At 68.1% G+C, this 16,867-nt stretch carries 12 protein-coding genes and 1 tRNA gene; 10 read left to right on the top strand and 3 right to left on the bottom strand.

The features are described 5' to 3' along the window. The first annotated feature begins 285 nt into the window (after window positions 1-285). From CQ039_RS01390 to CQ039_RS01345, 10 genes are all read left to right on the top strand, one after another. Window positions 286-1,575: a dicarboxylate/amino acid:cation symporter gene (locus CQ039_RS01390; RefSeq protein ID WP_105562094.1), complete on the top strand. Its 1,290-nt coding sequence runs from the start codon at window positions 286-288 to the stop codon at window positions 1,573-1,575. Window positions 1,576-1,661: 86 nt separating this feature from the next. Beyond that, window positions 1,662-1,736, top strand: a tRNA-Val gene (locus CQ039_RS01385). A gap of 90 nt (window positions 1,737-1,826) precedes the next feature. Continuing rightward, window positions 1,827-2,285, top strand: coding sequence for an IPTL-CTERM sorting domain-containing protein (locus CQ039_RS01380; protein ID WP_199188035.1), 459 nt, complete (start codon window positions 1,827-1,829; stop codon window positions 2,283-2,285). Window positions 2,286-2,699: 414 nt separating this feature from the next. Then, entirely contained in the window at window positions 2,700-5,615 is a 2,916-nt protein-coding gene (locus CQ039_RS01375; protein WP_105562093.1) for a monovalent cation/H+ antiporter subunit A, read from the top strand. Then, window positions 5,615-5,959: a Na+/H+ antiporter subunit C gene (locus CQ039_RS01370; protein ID WP_105562092.1), complete on the top strand. Its 345-nt coding sequence runs from the start codon at window positions 5,615-5,617 to the stop codon at window positions 5,957-5,959. Before CQ039_RS01375 ends, CQ039_RS01370 begins: the two co-directional genes overlap by 1 nt. Then, window positions 5,956-7,551 carry a monovalent cation/H+ antiporter subunit D gene (locus CQ039_RS01365; protein WP_105562091.1) on the top strand — a complete coding sequence of 532 codons (1,596 nt, stop codon included), beginning with the start codon at window positions 5,956-5,958 and terminating at the stop codon, window positions 7,549-7,551. Before CQ039_RS01370 ends, CQ039_RS01365 begins: the two co-directional genes overlap by 4 nt. Further along, a complete protein-coding gene (locus tag CQ039_RS01360; RefSeq protein WP_199183531.1) occupies window positions 7,548-8,039 on the top strand; it encodes a Na+/H+ antiporter subunit E in 492 nt (163 codons plus the stop codon). Before CQ039_RS01365 ends, CQ039_RS01360 begins: the two co-directional genes overlap by 4 nt. Then, entirely contained in the window at window positions 8,036-8,320 is a 285-nt protein-coding gene (locus CQ039_RS01355; RefSeq protein ID WP_105562090.1) for a K+/H+ antiporter subunit F, read from the top strand. Before CQ039_RS01360 ends, CQ039_RS01355 begins: the two co-directional genes overlap by 4 nt. Further along, entirely contained in the window at window positions 8,317-8,655 is a 339-nt protein-coding gene (gene mnhG, locus CQ039_RS01350; protein ID WP_105562089.1) for a monovalent cation/H(+) antiporter subunit G, read from the top strand. The genes CQ039_RS01355 and mnhG overlap by 4 nt, the downstream gene beginning before the upstream one ends. 108 nt (window positions 8,656-8,763) lie before the next feature. After that, window positions 8,764-10,506: an amidohydrolase gene (locus CQ039_RS01345; RefSeq protein ID WP_199183530.1), complete on the top strand. Its 1,743-nt coding sequence runs from the start codon at window positions 8,764-8,766 to the stop codon at window positions 10,504-10,506. On the opposite strand, the gene nagE is transcribed toward CQ039_RS01345, so the two are convergent. Genes nagE through CQ039_RS01330 form a run of 3 tightly spaced genes read right to left on the bottom strand, consistent with a single transcriptional unit; the run spans window position 10,503 to window position 16,845 of the window. Next, on the bottom strand, window positions 10,503-12,182 hold the full coding sequence (gene nagE / locus CQ039_RS01340) for an N-acetylglucosamine-specific PTS transporter subunit IIBC (RefSeq protein WP_105562088.1): 1,680 nt from the start codon (window positions 12,180-12,182) through the stop codon (window positions 10,503-10,505). The two genes, CQ039_RS01345 and nagE, sit on opposite strands and share 4 nt — an antisense overlap. Then, on the bottom strand, window positions 12,179-14,719 hold the full coding sequence (gene ptsP, locus CQ039_RS01335) for a phosphoenolpyruvate--protein phosphotransferase (RefSeq protein ID WP_199183529.1): 2,541 nt from the start codon (window positions 14,717-14,719) through the stop codon (window positions 12,179-12,181). Before ptsP ends, nagE begins: the two co-directional genes overlap by 4 nt. Then, window positions 14,719-16,845, bottom strand: coding sequence for a family 20 glycosylhydrolase (locus CQ039_RS01330; protein ID WP_105562086.1), 2,127 nt, complete (start codon window positions 16,843-16,845; stop codon window positions 14,719-14,721). The genes ptsP and CQ039_RS01330 overlap by 1 nt, the downstream gene beginning before the upstream one ends. Between the last annotated feature and the right edge of the window lie 22 nt (window positions 16,846-16,867).

Here is a 16,867-nt window from a genome sequence, read left to right as displayed (position 1 = left end):
AGCAACGGGTCGTGAGCGGTCCTCGCTCTCCGCGCCCCTTCCAGATGTTCGCCAGACGGCAGAAGGAGCCTCAAACCGGCGGCTTTGAAATCGCTGAACTGCGACGGTGTTCTGACGCAGCGCCCTACAATCTGGATCCCGGCCTTCGCCGGGATGAGCGGGTTGGGGTGATGCAGAAAAACTAAACGACCGGCCAGAACTTCTAACCCTCAATCGCTCCCGTTGCGGTTGCCGTCACCGCTTGCGCCAAACACATAGGACGACTGCTCCTCCCCAAAGGTCGTCATGCTTCGTCGCTTCTTCGCTATCCCGCTCTGGCAGCGCACCGCCGCCGGTTTCGCCCTGGGCATCATCGCCGGCCTGATCCTGCGCGAGCAGGCGACGGTCTGGCTGCAGCCGATCGGCGACGTCTATCTGAACCTGATCCGCATGGTGGTGGCGCCCCTGGTGCTGTTCACCATCGCCAGTTCCATCGCCAAGCTGGGCGAAGGCGTGGGTGCGGTGCGGCTGGGAGTGCGGACCCTAGTGTGGTTCGCCATCACGTCCTTGCTGGCGGTGCTGGTCGGGTTTGCCTTCGGGCACCTGATCAATCCGGGCGTCGGTCTGTCCAACCTGCCGCTGGGCGAGGTGCGCGAGCGGGTGATCCCGACGCCGCTGGATGTTCTGCTGGGCATTGTGCCGACCAACCCCTTTGCGGCGCTGAGCGAAGGCAAGGTGCTGCAGATCATCTTCTTCTCGGCCCTGATGGGCGCGGCGCTGGTGGCGCTGGGCGACCGGGCGCAGACGGCGCGCCGGCTGGTGGACGAAGGCGCGGCCCTGGTGTTTCGCATCACCCGCTGGGTGATCCAGCTGACGCCGTTCGGGGTGTTCGGCCTGATCGGCTCGGTCGTCGGCGGCTATGGCTGGGAGGCGCTGCTGCCGCTGGGCAAGTTCATCTTCGCCATCTATGCGGCCTGCCTGTTCCACATCCTGATCGTCTATTCGGGTCTGCTGAAGCTGCACGGCCTCAAGATCCGCAGCTTCTTCCGCGGGGCCTTTGCGGCCCAGCAGACGGCCTTCGCCACCTCTTCGTCGCTGGGCACCCTGCCGATCACCCTGCGCCAGACGGTCGAGCGTCTGGGCGTGCCGCAGGCCTATGCCGCCTTCGCCGTGCCTCTGGGGGCCAATGTGAAGATGGACGGCTGCGGCGCCATCTATCCGGCCATCGCCTCGATCTTCATCGCCCAGTATTTCAGCATCGACCTGAGCCTGACCCAATACATCCTGATCGGCCTGACGGCGGTGCTGGGGTCGCTGGGCACGGCGGGGGTGCCCGGCACCAGCATCGTCATGCTGACCCTGACCCTGTCGACGGCGGGCCTGCCGCTGGAAGGCATCGGCTATATCGTCGCCATCGACCGCATCATCGACATGATGCGCACCGCCACCAACGTCACGGGGCAGATGCTGGTGCCCGTCCTGGTCGCCAAGGAGGAAGGCATCCTGAACGAGGACATCTATAACGGTCACGTCGCCTGGCTGCCCGGCGATCCCGAGGCGGAAACGCCCGAAGGGGTCCGCACCGCCGGTATTTGATCAAAGAGGCTTGCCGTCGTCGGAATCGCGGGCTACATCGCGCCTCCCGACGGCCCAAGCCTTTCTGATTTGGCCGTTACTGCGCTGGACGCGTAGCTCAGCGGGAGAGCACCTCGTTCACACCGAGGGGGTCACAGGTTCAATCCCTGTCGCGTCCACCATCCTTTTCAAAACTCAACCTCTGCCAGCGACCGCATTCCCGGCTATCGCCGCGCCCTTTCGCGCGACGTTGTGATCGCTGGCAAAATCGAATGACGCCGTTCTTTGGTTCGTATAGTGAGACCCCGCCCCCTCATTCTCGCCAGCGCCGGAGTTCAGCTTTGCCCAAGTTCGCCCCGATGCTTCTGGCGATGTTTTTGAGCCTCAGCCTGGCCCCGCCGGCGTTCGCCATGCAGATCTTCGTCAAGACCCTGGCGGGCAAGACGATCACGCTGGAGGTCGAGGGAAGCGATTCGATCCAGCAGGTGAAAGAGAAGATCCAGGACAAGGAGGGCATTCCTCCGGAACGACAACGACTGATCTTCGCTGGAAAACAGCTTGAGGACGGGCGAACCCTGGCCGACTACAGCATCCAGAAGGAAAGCACGCTGCATCTCGTCCTGCGGCCCGAGGCGGTCCCGACCTTGTCCGAGTGGGCCATGATCCTGTTCGGAGCGAGCCTGGCGGGCGGCGCCGCGCTTTTGCTGCAGAGACGCAAACGTCTCGCCTAGCCTTCGATTTCGTTTCGCCCAGCCCAGCGCGAGGCTGGGTCAGATTTCTCACTCACAATCCGATCCGGCTCGTGTAGGGGAAATTCGGTTCAGGACTGTCTGAACATGTGCTGCGCGCCGATCCGGCCGGGCTTGGCGGGATGACACAGGCATGGTTGACGACGAGGCCCTGAAGGCCTGGTTCTTTCCGGGTCCAGCGGCCTGATCGTCGTCGACAAGGACCACCGACGCCTGCCCGTCATCGGCATTGAATCGCCCCCGGTTGCGGGCCGTGTTCTGCCCCTGTGGGAGTGACCTCGAGCGACGGATAGGGCTTGGGTCGGATGGCCGCAGGCTAGCACCGCCTATGGTTCTGGCGTGATCCCTTGTCTAGGGTGGCGCTGAAGCGCCGCAGCGACAGGATCTCCGCCACGCATGTCCCATACCCTGCTGCTGCTCATTCCCTTCGGGGCGCCCTTTGTGGCGGCCATGATGGCTCTCTTCCTGCCATCACGCGCGCGGAACGCCGCAGCAGCACTGGCATGGTTGACGTCGCTGGCGGGTCTGCTCTGCCTGGTGGCCCTGTTCCCCGCCGTCGCCAGCGCAGAACCTGTGCGCTGGTCGATGGCCTGGCTGCCCACGCTCGGCGTCAACTTCACCCTGCGGCTGGACGGTCTGGCCTGGCTGTTCGCGGTCATGGTCCAGGGCATCGGCGCCCTCGTGGTGCTCTACGCCCGCTACTACATGTCGGCGGACGATCCAGTCCCGCGCTTCTTCGCCTTCCTGCTGGCCTTCATGGGGGCGATGACCGGCATGGTCATGGCCGGCGACCTGATCCAGCTGGCCATTTTCTGGGAGCTGACCAGCCTCTTCTCCTTCCTGCTGATTGGCTATTGGCACCACAATGCGGCGGCGCGCGACGGCGCGCGGATGGCGCTGACGGTGACGGCGGCGGGCGGGCTATGCCTATTGGCCGGGGTCGTGGTGCTGGGCCGCATCGTCGGCAGTTTCGACCTGGACGTCGTGCTGGCGTCGGGCGACGTCATCAAGAACAGCCCCTGGTATCTGACGGCCCTGATCCTGATCCTGGCCGGCGCCCTGACCAAGAGCGCGCAGTTCCCCTTCCACTTCTGGCTGCCCCGCGCCATGGCCGCCCCGACGCCGGTGAGCGCCTATCTGCATTCGGCGACCATGGTGAAGGCCGGCGTCTTTCTGATGATCCGCCTGTGGCCCGTGCTGGCGGGCACCGACGCCTGGTACGTCATTGTCAGCACGGCGGGGATGGCCACCCTGTTGTTTGGCGCCTGGAGCGCGGTCTTTCAGAATGATCTCAAGGGCTTGCTGGCCTATTCCACCATCAGCCATCTGGGCCTGATCACGCTCCTGCTGGGGCTGGGCAGCCCGCTGGCGGCGGTGGCGGCCATCTTCCACACCGTGAACCACGCCACCTTCAAGGCCTCACTCTTCATGGCCGCCGGGGTCATCGACCACGAGACCGGCACGCGCGACATGCGTAAGCTCAGCGGCCTTAGACGCTCCATGCCGGTCACGGCGGCCCTGGCTATCGTCGCCGCCGCAGCGATGGCAGGGGTGCCCCTGCTGAACGGCTTCCTGTCCAAGGAGATGTTCCTGGCGGAGGCGGTCGCCCAATCGGGTGGGCGGCACCTGAACCTGGCCCTGCCCGTCCTGGCCACGGTCGCCAGCCTGCTGAGCGTGCTCTATTCGGTGCGCTTCATCCACCAGACCTTCTTTGGCCCGCCGCCCGTCGATCTGCCCAAGACCCCGCATGAGCCGCCGCGCTGGATGCGCTTCCCCATCGAGGTCCTGGTCGGCCTGTGCATCCTGGTCGGCGTCCTGCCGGGCGTCACCATCGGGCCAGTGCTGGCCGTCGCCGTTCGCTCGGTGCTGGGCGACGACGTCCCCTATTACAGTCTGGCGGTCTGGCACGGCTTCAACCTGCCGCTGGTGATGAGCGCGATCGCCCTTGTGGGCGGCGTCATCGCCTACAAGCTGCTGGGCCCGCGCATCAATGCCAGCGAGCGGCCCTGGGTGGTCGGTCGTTTCAACGGCGCCCGCGCCTATGATCGGGTCATGCGAGCCTTCCACAACGGCGCCGCATGGATCGTGCGACGCCTCGGCGCCTCACGGCAGCAGGCGCGTCTGCGGGCCATTATCCTGACCTGTATGCTCGCGGGTGTGCTGGCCAGCGGCATGGCTGGTCTGGGCTTTGAAGAGGCGGGTCTGACGGTTCAGCGTCCCGGCCTGGGCTTCACCCTGCTGTGGATCATCGGCGGGTCCTGCGCCGTCGCCGCCGCCTGGCAGGCCAAGTATCACCGTCTGGCCGCCGTCGTTCTGGTCGGAGGGGCCGGACTGGTCAGTTGCCTGACCTTCGTCTGGTTCTCGGCCCCCGATCTCGCCACGACCCAGATGCTGGTCGAGATCGTCACCACGGTCCTGCTGTTGCTGGGCCTGCGTTGGCTGCCCAAACGCCTGCCCGACCTGGCCTCGCCCAGGCAGGAGGCCAAGGCCCGCCGACGGCGCGTGACGGACCTCGCCATCGCGATCATCGCCGGCGCCGGCGTAGCCCTGATCGCCTTCGCCGTCATGACCCGGCCGTCAGCGTCGCCGCTGGCGCAATACTTCCTCGATCATGCCTATTCCGAGGGCGGCGGGCGCAATGTGGTGAACGTGCTGCTGGTCGACTTCCGCGCCTTCGACACCCTGGGCGAGATCACGGTCCTGGGCATTGTCGGCCTGACGATATGGGCCCTGCTGCGTCGCTTCCGTCCGGCCTCCGACAGTCTCGGCCATACCGAACAGAAGCGCATTCAGGACGACAGCGACGACCGCCGTGAAGACCGCAAGCTGGGCGACACCCTGTCCGAGACCATGCTGATCCCGCGCGTGGTCATGCGCTGGCTCTTCCCCTTCATCGTGCTGTTGGCGCTGCACCTCTTCCTGCGCGGGCACGACCTGCCCGGCGGCGGTTTCGCGGCGGGCGTGACCCTGTCGATCGCCTTCATCCTGCAATACATGGCCTCGGGCGCCCGCTGGGTCGAAGAGCGGCTGGAGATTCGGCCCCTGGTCTGGATCGGCGGGGGGCTGTTGATCGCGACCCTGTCGGGCGTCGCCTCGTGGCTGTTCGGCTATCCCCTGCTGACCTCGTGGTTCCGCTATGTCGACCTACCGCTGATCGGCAAGACGCCATTGGCGTCGGCGGTCGTGTTCGACGCGGGCGTGGCCCTGCTGGTGGTCGGGGCGACGGTCCTGATGCTGGTTGCTATCGCCCACCAGTCCTTGCGCAAGTCGCGGACGGTCGCGCCTGCGACCACCGAAGAGGAGACCGTCTGATGGAACTGGTTCTCGCTCTCGGCATCGGCGTGCTGACCGCCGCCGGCGTCTGGCTGCTGCTGCGCCCGCGCACCTTCCAGGTCATTATCGGGCTGTCCCTGCTCGGCTATGCCGTCAACCTGTTCATCTTCGCCATGGGCCGTCTGCGCGCGGGGGCGCCGCCGGTGCTGAAGGGCGAGGGTCCGGTTGATCCCCCCGCCTACGCCGACCCTGTGCCCCAGGCCCTGGTCCTGACCGCCATCGTCATCAGTTTCGCCCTGACGGCCCTGTTCCTGGTGGTGCTGCTGACCAGCCGAGGCATCACCGGCAGCGACCACATCGACGGACGGGAGCCGGGCGAATGACCGACTGGCAAGACCATCTCATCGTCGTGCCTGTGGTGCTGCCGCTGATCGCGGCGGCCAGCATGCTGCTGCTCAAGGAGCAGCGCTATGGCCTGAAGGCCCTGATCAGCCTGTGCACCCTGATCGCCCTGGTCGGCGTGGCCTATGCCCTGCTCCACGAAGCGGCGGTCGGCGGACCGGCGGGCGACGACACGGCGCGCATCTACAACCTCGGCGCCTGGGCCGCGCCTTTCGGCATCACCCTCGTTGCGGACCGACTGTCGACCCTGATGCTGGCGCTGACGGCCACGCTGGCGGCGGGGGGGCTGATGTTCTCCTATGCCCGCTGGGACCGGGCCGGGCCGCGCTTCCACGCTCTTTACCTGCTGCTGGTCATGGGCGTGAACGGAGCGGTTCTGACCGGCGACCTGTTCAACCTCTTCGTCTTCTTCGAGGTCATGCTGGCGGCCTCCTACGGCCTGCTGCTGCACGGGTCGGGCGAGAAGCGGGTGCGGGCCGGGCTGGGCTACGTCGCCATCAACCTGACGGCGTCGCTGTTCTTCCTCATCGGGGTCAGCCTGATCTACGGCGTGACCGGCGCGCTCAACATGGCCGACATCGCCAGCAAGGTCGCGGCCATCCCCGACCATGACCGGGCCCTATTCCACATCGGTTGCGCCATCCTGGGCGTGGCCTTCCTGGTCAAGGCGGCGGCCTGGCCGCTCGGCTTCTGGCTGCCCGGCGCCTATGCCGCCGCCAGCGCCCCGGTCGCGGCGGTCTTTGCTATCCTCAGCAAGGTCGGGGTCTATGTCATCCTGCGCCTGGCCACCCTGTTATTCGGCGCCGACGCCGGCGCCTCGGCCGGGTTCGGCAATACCTGGCTGCTGGCGGCGGGTGCAGCCACGGTCGTCTTCGGCGCCGCCGGCATGGTCGCGGCGCGACGCCTCGAAGGCGCGGCCGGCTATGCCGTCATGGTGTCGTCCGGCACGGTTCTGGCCATCGCGGGGACCGCCGTGCCTGACGCGGTCGGCGGCGCCCTTTTCTACATGGCGGCGTCCACCCTGGCGGCCGGGGCCCTGTTCCTGATCGCCGAGATCCTGGCGCGAGGCGAGGACGTGGCGGCGTCGCCCGAGGATGCGGTCTTCGACGACGAATACGATGACCCGTTCGCCGCCGACGACGTTCAGGAAGTGGGGCGCGTCCTGCCGGCTTCGACCGCCTTCCTGGGCGGAGCCTTCATCCTGGCCGCCCTGGTGACGGTCAGCCTGCCGCCGCTGGCCGGCTTCGCGGGCAAGCTGAGCATCTTCGTCGCCCTCTTGTCCGGCGACGGCGCGCTGTCGCCCGCCAGTTGGACCCTGGTCGGGGTCCTGACCCTGTCCAGCTTCGCCGCCCTGATCGCCCTGACGCGGTTTGGCGTGGCGGGCTTCTGGCGCGAGGACGCCGTCGCGCCCAAGGTTCGCAGTCCCGAGTTCCTGGCCATCGGCGGCCTGGTCCTGTGCTGTCTGTGGCTTAGCGCCGGGGCCGCCGCCGGCCTGACCTATGCCGAGAAGACCGGCGAATGGCTGGCCTCGCCAAGGGCCTATATCAGCGCCGTGCTGGGAGCCGCCGAATGATCCGCGCCCTCCTGCCCCACCCCCTTCTGGCCCTCGGGTTGTTTGCCAGCTGGCTTGTGCTGAGCGGGCCGATTTCGGCGGGCGACGTCGTCCTCGGTCTGGTGGTCGCCCTGGCCATCCCCCAGGTGATGCGTCGGCTGGAGCCCGACCGTTCCGGCGTCCGTTCGCCGAGCGCCATCCTGCGGCTGGCCAGCTACGTCGCTATCGACGTGGTGCGGTCCAACTACGCCGTGGCCAGCATCATCATGGGACGTCGCAGACTTCAGCGCGTTTCGGGCTTCATCCACGTGCCGCTCGACCTGCGCAACCGATACGGCCTGGCCGTTCTCGCCATCATCCTGACCAGCACGCCCGGCACCCTCTGGGTCCAGTATGACCGCCCTTCGGGCCGCCTGTTGCTGCACGTCCTCGACCTGACCGAGGAGCAGGAATGGATCGACCTGATCAAGGGTCGCTATGAACGCCTGCTGCTGGAGATCTTCCCGTGACCGCCTCCTCTGTTCTCTACTGGGGGTTGGGCGCGGCCCAGGCCATGCTGTTGCTGGCCATGTTGCTGGCCGCCTGGCGCATGATGCGCGGCCCCCGCGCGCAGGACCGCGTTCTGGGCCTCGACACCCTCTACCTGAACGCCATGCTGCTGATCCTGGTTCAGGGAATGCGCAGCGGAGTCGGCCTCTATTTCGAGGCGGCCCTGATCATCGGCATGCTGGGCTTCACCGCCACCGTCGCCCTGGCCAAGTTCCTGATGCGTGGCGAGGTGATTGAATGACGCCCTCCGACCTGCCGCTGTGGGCGGCCTGGACCATCGTCGCCGTCACGGTTTGCGGCAGCCTGCTGGCGCTGGTCGGCTCCGCAGGCCTTGTCGTCCTGAAACGCTTCTACGAGCGGGTTCACGCGCCGACGCTGGGCGCCACCCTGGGCATGGCGCTGATCGTCGTGGCCTCGGTCGCCTTCTGGTCCATGACCGAGGGGCGACTGGCGCTCCGCGACCTGCTGATCGGCGTCTTCCTGACCGTCACGACGCCCGTGACGCTGATCCTGCTGGCGCGCGCCGCCGTCTATCGCGATCGCGTCGAGGGCGACGACCACATTCCCCCTGAGTAGGACCCGACCTTTCGAAGCCAGAGCTTTGGGCGTAGCTTCCTGACAGAAGCCGCGACCTGAAGGCCCGTTGATCGTGGCCCACCGCCGAGCGAGTTGAACGAGGCGTCCATGACCCTGATCCTTCCCCGGTCCAGCCGCCGCAGCCTGCTTGCCGGAGCCGGCGCCCTGGCCGGCGCCTCCCTCATCGGAGGCCGAAGCATGGCCCAGACCGCGCGTGACGCCTCGGCGACCGTCTTCACCGGCGGCCCCATCCTGACCATCGACGACACCATGCCGACCGCCGAGGCCGTGGCGGTGCGCAACGGCGTCATCGTCGCGGTCGGCTCGCTGGCGCAAGCCCGGGCCGCCGTGGGCCGCAACGCCCAGACGGTCAATCTGGACGGGCGCACCCTGCTGCCCGGCTTCTTTGATCCGCACGGCCATGTCTCCATGGTCGGGCTTCAGGCGCGCTACGCCAACCTGCTGCCGGCGCCGGACGGCGAGGGCAACGACATCCCCGCCCTGCAACGCATCACCCGCGACTGGATGAACGCGCACGAAGCCCTGGTTCGCGACACCCAGCTGGTCATCGGCTTCGGCTATGACGACTCTCAGCTGAAGGAACATCGCCACCCGACCGGCAAGGAGTTGGACGCCATCTCCGACAGCGTGCCGATCCTGTTCATGCACCAGTCCGGTCACCTAGGGTCGGCCAATAGCGCGGCCCTGGCGGCGGCGGGCGTGACCGCCTCGACGCCCGATCCCGACGGCGGCGCCTTCCGCCGCGAAGAAGGCTCACAGCAGCCCAACGGGGTCATGGAGGAAACCGCCCTGTTCGCGGTCATGGGCGCCCTGTTCACCCGTCTGGACCTTCAGGCCAACCTGGAGATGATCCGCGAGGGCGCGCGCTTCTATTCCAGCTTTGGCTACACCACGGCCCAGGACGGGCGCTCCTCGACCGACACCTGCAACATGATCGCCATGCTGGCCGAGCGCGGCGAGCTGCCCATCGACATCCTGTCCTTCCCCGACATCCTGACCTCGACCGACGTCATGGCGACGCCGCTGTTTCGCAAGAACTATGTCGGCAAGTACCGCATCGGCGGGGTCAAGCTGACGCTGGACGGCTCGCCGCAAGGCAAGACCGCCTGGCTGTCGCAGCCCTACTACATCCCGCCCGAGGGCAAGCCCGCCTCCTATCGCGGCTATCCCGCCGTGACCGAGCAACAGGCGCTGGACGCCATCGAACTGGCCTTCAAGAACGACTGGCAGATCGAGGTCCACGCCAACGGCGACGCCGCCATCGACCTGCTGATCGGGGCGGTGCGCGACGCCACGAACCGTCACGGCGCCAAGGACCGCCGCCCCGTCCTGATCCACGGCCAGACCACCCGCATGGATCAGCTGGACGACCTGAAGACGCTGGGCATCGTGCCGTCGCTCTTTCCCATGCACACCTTCTACTGGGGCGACTATCACCGGGACTCGGTTCTGGGACCGCGCCGGGCCGAGACCATCTCGCCCTGCCATTCCGCCGTGCGTCGCGGAATACGCTTCACCACCCATCACGACGCGCCGGTGGCCAATCCCGATTCCATGCGCGTCCTGTCCGCCACCGTCACCCGCCGCACCCGCTCGGGCGACATTCTCGGCCCCGACGAATGCGTGCCGGTCGACATCGCCCTGAAGGCCATGACCCTGTGGGCCGCCTGGCAGCACTATGAGGACGACAGGAAGGGCTCGCTGGCGGTCGGCAAGCTGGCCGACCTGACGCTGCTGGACGCCAACCCCATGACCATCGATCCCGACAAGCTGGCCGGGATCAAGGTGCAGTCCACCTGGAAGGAAGGCCGCGAGGTCTGGCGCCGCTAGGGCGCGCCGAGGATCTGCAGCGTTCGCTCGCCAGTGTGCACGAAGCCGCGAGGCAAGAGGGCGGCCAGTCGGACCTGATCGATCTCGGCCTCGTTCAAGCGAACGCACAGTCGCCCGGCCCGGCGGTAAACGCTCTCGACATTGTCCGCCCCGCCCAGCGCCGCCAGAAGCTCTGGCGCCAGTTGCGGCGGCGCTTCCGCGACGCCGACGGGAATGGGAGCGAGCGATGCGCCGCCCGCGCCAAGCGCCACTCTGATCTCATCGGCTACGGCGTCGGCGATGGGGCCCAGGACGACCTGAAGCTGGTCGGGTCCAGGGGCGATGACCCCGCGCGCGCCCAGCCGTTTCAGCGCCGCTTCGTCCACGACCTCGCGTGAGCGGATGTGCAGCCGCAGCCGCGTGGTGCAGGCGGCCACGGCGGTCAGATTGGCCGCCCCGCCGAGCGCCGCGACGAAGGCCCCGGCCCGACCGCCCGCGACATCTGCGATCGGCGCCGCCACGACCGGCTCATCCTCGCGCCCCGGCGTCTTCAGGTTGAAGACCCTGATGGCGACCCGGAACAGGCCATAATAGAGACCGCCGTAGATCAGCCCGACCGGCAACAGCATCCACGGCCGGGTCGCGCGGCCATAGTTGAGCACATAGTCGAACAGGCCCGCCGAGAAGGTGAAGCCCAGCCGCGAGCCCAGCAGGTCCATCACCACCATCGACACGCCCGTCAGAACCGCATGGATGGCGTAGAGGACCGGGGCCAGGAACATGAAGGTGAATTCAATCGGCTCGGTCACCCCGGTCAGGAAGGCGGTCAGGGCCAGGGAGAACAGCATCCCCCCGACCTCCTTGCGGCGTTCGGGCCGGGCCGCGTGATACATGGCCAGACAGGCGGCGGGCAGGCCGAACATCATGACGGGGAAGAAGCCGCTCATGAAGACGCCGGCGCTGGGATCACCGGCGAAGAAGCGGTTCAGGTCGCCGGTCGCGCCGTTGTAATCGCCGACGATGAACCAGGCGACGTTGTTCAGGATGTGGTGCAGGCCGGTGACGATCAGCAGCCGGTTGAGCAAGCCATAGACGAACAGGCCGAACTCACCCGAGCCGACGACCGCGCGGCTGAAGACGTCGATGGCGTGGTCGATGCCGGTGAAGGTCAGCCCCACAGCGGCGGCCACGACCAGACCCGCCACTCCGGCCACGATCGGCACGAAGCGACGTCCCGCAAAGAAGGCCAGATAGTCGGGCAGCTTGAAGGTCGAGAAGCGGTTGTAGCAGGCCCCGGCGATCAGGCCGGCGACGATGCCGATGGGCACGCCCAGCCGCGACAGGGCCTGATCCTTGAAGGCTTTCGAGGCTGCCGCTGCTGCGTCGGCGCCCAGCCCCGCGACCACCTCGGGCGGGACCGCCAGCAGGACCTTGGACGCCTCGACCGAGATCAGGAAACAGACCACGCCCGCCAGGCCGGCCGCGCCATTGTTGTCCCTGGCCAGGCCCACGGCGACACCGACGGCGAACAACAGGCCCAGATTGGCGAAGACCGCCTGACCCGCCGCCGAGATGAAGGCGATGTCGAGCAGGTCTGGCTGGCCCAGCCGCAACAGCAGCCCTGCGACCGGCAGGACGGCGATGGGCAGCATCAGGGCCCGGCCGAGCGGCTGTAGGCTGGACAATCCGATCTTCATGCGACCGCTCCGACGACACGGGATTTCATGAGGGCGGCCAGACGGTCCTCAGCCAGGGCGCGCACGGCCTCGGCGCTGTCCAGCATCAGGGTCTGGGCCGCCAGTTGGCGACAGTCAGCCAGAGTCAGGCGCCGCAGCAGGGCCTTGATCTCGGCGGTCATGGACGGCGTGGCCGACAGCTCAGTGACGCCGAGACCGATCAGGATGGGCGCGGCAAGAAGATCGGAAGCCAGACCGCCGCAGACGCCGATCCAGCGCGTGTCGGCAGCCCCCGTCGCCGTCTGAGCGATCAGGCGCAGCACCGCCGGATGCAGGCTGTCCAGCTGTGCCGCCAGGTGGGCGTTCTGACGGTCCATGGCGAGCGCATACTGGGTCAGGTCGTTGGTGCCGATCGAGACGAAATTGATGTGGGGCGCCAGCAGGTCAGCGGTCATGGCCGCCGCCGGGGTTTCGATCATGACGCCCAACAAGGGCGCCGCGCCGCCGGTCTCGGTGGCGGCGATGTCCAGCAGGGCTCGGACCTGACGGACCTCAGACGCCGAGGCGATCATCGGCAACATGACCGCGACGGTTCCGCTTGAGCGCACCCGGCAGATGGCCCTCAGTTGGGTCAGCAATAGGTCGGGCCGGTGCAGGCCTGTGCGCACCCCGCGCAGGCCGAGCGCCGGATTATCTTCATGCGGCATGGGCAGATAGGGCAAGGGCTTGTCGCCGCCCGCATCCAGGGTACGGATGACCAGAGGCCGCCCGTCCAGGGCGTCGGCGATGGCCTGATACTGGGCCAGTTGCTCATCTTCGGTCGGGGCGCTCTGGCGTTCCAGGAAGAGGAATTCGGTCCGCAGCAGGCCGCAACCCTCGGCGCCCCCGGCCACGGCGGGCGCGGCCTCGGCCACGTCGCCCAGATTGGCGAAGACCTCGATGCGGACGCCGTCAGCGGTGCGGCAGTCCTCGGCGGCCAGGGCTCTAGCCTCGGCGCGGCGGCGGTCGCGGGCGGCGGCGGCGCTCTGGGCGCGGGCTTGGCGTGCCGCGGACGGGCTGGCGACCAGGCGTCGGCCGTCGGCGTCCAGCACCACCAAGGCCCCGTCCTCAACCCGATCCAGACCGGGGCCGACCGCGACCAGGGCCGGCACGCCCATGGCGGCGGCCAGGATGGCGACGTGCGAGGTCGGCCCGCCGCGCGCGGTGCACAGGCCCGCGACCTTGACCGCGTCCAGCGCGATCAACTGCGACGGCAGAAGGTCGTCGGCCAGGATGACCGAACCGGCCCCCAGCACCACCGGCGCGGGTGCGGCCTCGCCCGACAGTTCGACCAGAACCTGACGCTCCAGATCCATCAGATCGTCGGCGCGCTCGGCCGTGCGGGCGTCGCCCAGCGAGCGGAACAGGGCCACGCCCCCTTGCGTCGCGGTGCGCCAGGCGAAGCCGGCGCTGCGGCCCGCCTCGATGGCTTCCTGGGCCGTGGCGATCAGGCCGGGGTCGTCGAGGAAGGCCAGGTGGGCGGCCAGGATGGCCCGGCGGTGGGCGCCGCCAGACGCAACCGAGGCTTCGATACGCCCGCGCACGGCGTCCAGGGCCTGTTGCAGGGCGGCCTGTTCCAGGGCGACGCCGCGACCGTGTTCGGGCGTCTCGATCTCGGCCTGACGCAGGCGAACGGCGCGACCGATGACCAGACCCGGCGCCGCCGTGACGCCCGAGAAGATCAGTTCGCCATCCTCGCCTGCGGCGGGCCCGGCCTGTGCGACCGGCGGTTCAACGGCGGGCGCAGCATGGGCGACTTCTCCGCCTTCGCCCAGACCGGACGCGATCAGGGCGACGACGGCATCCAGCGCCGCCTCGGCCTGAGGTCCGCTGGCGCTGACGATCAGTTCGTCGCCGTCCTTGAGGCCCAGGGTCATCATGGCGGTCAGACTGACCGCGTCGGCGCTGCGCTCGCCCAAGGTCAGGTGGACACGAGCGTCAAAGCCCTTGGCGGCGGCGGCCAGGCGCGAGGCCGGGCGGGCATGCAAGCCATGCGGCAAGGGCGCGCGCACAGTGCGGGTCAGCGCCGCGTTCACAGCCTGAGGCGCCGGCTCGGCGACGACGATCTGACGCACAGCCATGATCGGCTCACCCGCCACGACCAGACGGTTCAGCGGCAGCAGGCGGACCTCGCCCTCATTGGCCAGCAGGATGGGCGAGATCAGGCTCTTGGCGCCCGCCGCAATCACATCGAGGTCCAGTGTCAGCAACGGGTCGCCGGTCTTGACCCGATCCCCGGCGGCGACATGGGCGGCAAAGCCCGCGCCGTTCAGGCCTACCGTCTCCAGCCCCAGGTGGATCAGGACTTCGGGCCCCTGGTCAGAGCGAATGCTGACGGCGTGGCCGGTGCGGGCCAGGATCGACACCACTCCGTCAAACGGCGCGCACACCGTGACGCCGGTCGGGTCGATGGCCAGGCCGTCGCCGACCAGGCGCGCGGCGAAGGCCTCATCCGGGACTTCGTCCAGGGTGCAGACCCAGCCGTCGATCGGGGCGTGAACGATCAGTTCAGGCGTCATCAGTCGTCCCCGCGCCGAGCGGCCGGATCAGAGACACGGACCCAATCGACGCCCCACATCGGATCCCGCTCTTTCTGCGTGAACTTCAGGCAGAGGTCATGCTGACCGGGGCGGGCCGGAAGCTGGCCCGACAGGGTGGTGATCCCGTCATTGCCCGCTGCCTCGGCCAGAGGAAGGATCAGCGCCGGCTCGCCTTCGCAACCGTCGATGCGGACCTCCAGTTCACCCGCCGGGGTGCGCGGCGCGCCCAGACGGATCTTGTCGCGGTCGGCGCCGATCTGGAAGTTGAAGGGAACCTGGCCCACGGCCGCCTCGAAGCGCAGACCCTTGCTTAGGTCGGCCGACTGATAGATCCAGCAGGGGTTGAGAATGTCCATCAGCAGGGCCGGACGTTTGCCCGCCAGCGGAGCGTCGTCGATCAGCGACAACGGCAGGGCCGCGCTGCACAGCTTCATCTGATGATCATAGCGACGCTGGCCGTCGGCAGGCGGCGTGGCGGGAACCTCGGTCAGGCCGATGGTCGCATAGTCGATGCCCAGGGTGCGATAGCGCGCCAGCTGCGGGTCCAAACGCTTGCGGAAGTCGGCGAAGTCCATCCGCGCGTGCGGGGTCCAGGCCATTTCCGCCAGGGCCGAGATGCGCGGATAGGCTTGATACTCGACCCGGTCTTCGGTCCGCATATGCTCGGTGAAGAGGTTTCCCTGCACCCCCAGGACGCGGCGCGCCTGTTCCGGGGTCAAAACATCCGGCGTGGGATCGAAGCTGTAAACGTCGCGCAGGGTGGAGGTGAAGCCGCGCCCGGGCGCGCCGTCGTCGGGGCTCTGGCGGTTGTCGAGATAGAGGACCGGCGCCGGCGACATGACCGTGTCATGGCCCAGACGCGCCGCCTCGATGGCGCCCTCGACGCCGCGCCAGGACATGACGCTGGCGTTGGGATTGATGCCGCCTTCCAGGATTTCATCCCAGCCGATCATGCGACGGCCGTGGTCGTTCAGGCGTTTCTCCAGGCGCGCGACAAACCAGGACTGCAACTTCTCTTCGTCGGCCAGACCCAGTTCGCGCATCCGCTCCTGCACGCGGGGCGAGGCCTTCCACTGATCCTTGACCGCCTCGTCGCCGCCGATATGGACGTATTCCGAGGGGAAGAGATCGACCACCTCGTCCATGACGTTCTCGAAGAAGACCAGCGTGGCCTCCTCGACGTTGAACAGGGTGGGATAGACGCCCCAGTCGGCGGGCACGGCCGGGACGGCGGCGCCGGGCACATCGGTCACGCCCAGTTCGGGATAGGCGGCGATCGCCGCGCTGGCGTGTCCGGGGACGTCGATCTCGGGCACTACGACGATGTTGCGCGCCGCCGCATAGGCGACGATGTCACGCACCTGATCCTGGGTGTAGAAACCGCCATAGAGACGTGGACGGCCGGTCGCCGGGTCGATGTCCTTCTGCGCCGCCGCGCCCGCATGAACGCGCCAGCCGCCGACCTCGGTCAGCTTCGGATAGCGCCTGATCTCCAGCCGCCAAGCCTGGTCGTCGGTCAGGTGCCAGTGGAAGACGTTGAGCTTGTGCAGGGCCATCCAGTCGATGAAGCCCTTGATGAACTGGGGCGACTGATAGTGGCGGGCGGAATCCAGCATGACGCCGCGCCAGCCGAAGCGCGGGGCGTCGGAAATGGCCACGGCGGGAATGGTCGCCGCCCCCTGCCCCGTCTCGGCGGTGGCCAACTGCCACAGGCTGATGGAGCCATAGAGAAGTCCGCCGAAGTCGCCCGCCGTGATGATCGCGCCGCGCGGGGTCACGTCCAGGCTATAGGCGTCGGCGGCGGTTTCAGCCGCGCGACGAAAGACGACAGCGCCGGGCGCGGCCTCGCCTTCGCGCACCGTCAGGGTCAGGCCGCGCGTGCGCTGCATAAGGTCGGCGAAATAGGTCGCCGCGCGCAGGGCCTCCGCGTCGCCGCGCGGGGTGATCAGGACCGTTGCGTCACTCAGAACCAGGGTGCCCTCGGCCGGAGTAACGGCGGCGGGACGCGGGATGACCGACCCAACAGGCGCTTCGGCCATAGCGGCAGGGGCCATGACGACCGAAGCCGAGGCCAAGGCCGCCAACAGGGCCGGCGCCAATGCCATTCGTAGGGCAAACGCCCTTGAT

The organism is Brevundimonas sp. MYb52, assembly GCF_002979535.1.
Classification (GTDB): Bacteria; Pseudomonadota; Alphaproteobacteria; order Caulobacterales; family Caulobacteraceae; genus Brevundimonas.
This window is presented reverse-complemented; position numbering and strand designations above follow the sequence as displayed.